Origin of the sequence: Maribellus luteus (assembly GCF_003576475.1) — a bacterium.
GTDB lineage: Bacteria > Bacteroidota > Bacteroidia > Bacteroidales > Prolixibacteraceae > Draconibacterium > Draconibacterium luteum.
Genome location: NZ_QWGR01000096.1, coordinates 1 through 687, shown reverse-complemented (window position 1 = coordinate 687; position 687 = coordinate 1). Strand labels below are relative to the sequence as shown.

The window sequence follows — 687 nt, the reverse complement described above, 5'->3', positions numbered from 1 at the left end:
CAAAGGCCTTGAGCTCGGGGCTGACGATTATCTCGTCAAGCCGTTTGCCTTCTCCGATCTGCTGGCGCGGGTGCGCACGCTCTTGCGCCGGGGCAGTTCGCCTGTCAGTGCGGACCGGGTTCAGGTTGCGGACCTGGTGCTGGACTTGACGCGGCGTCGCGCGTCGCGCGGTGGCCAGAAGATCGCCCTCACCAGCAAGGAATTCTCGCTGCTTGAGCTCCTGGTGCGCCGCCGTGGAGAGGTCCTGCCGCGCTCGCTGATCGCCTCGCAGGTCTGGGATATGAACTTCGACAGCGACACCAACGTGATCGACGTTGCAATCCGGCGCCTGCGAGCCAAGATCGACGACAATTTCGAGCCCAAGCTCATCCATACGGTGCGCGGTATGGGCTATGTCCTGGAAGGCCCGGAGGACCACGAATGAGGAGGCGTCTGCGTCTATCCCTGACTGCGCGGCTGACCGCCTATTTCTCGTGCTGCTCCGCGGCGGTATTGCTTGGCCTGGGCATTGTCATTGCCTTGGCCATGGAACGGCATTTCGCTGTCGAGGACTTCACCGCGCTGTACGAGAACGTGAACGTGATCCGCAAGGTCGCCGAATCCAGTTCGCCGGACGACGTTCGTGGCCGTATCCGGGATGCCTTGCAGCACCGCACGGATTTTGTTGCCCGCATCCAGAGCGCGGAC

2 protein-coding genes are annotated in these 687 nt (G+C 62.9%); both read left to right on the top strand.

The genetic code is table 11. The annotated features are described in order from the left end of the window. Window positions 1-424, top strand: a 424-nt coding sequence (locus D1614_RS23955) for a winged helix-turn-helix domain-containing protein (RefSeq protein WP_175579308.1), incomplete at its 5' end; no start/stop codon positions are given. After that, window positions 421-687: hypothetical protein (locus D1614_RS23950; protein ID WP_206610152.1), on the top strand; the 267-nt coding region annotated here is incomplete at its 3' end. The genes D1614_RS23955 and D1614_RS23950, both read left to right, overlap by 4 nt.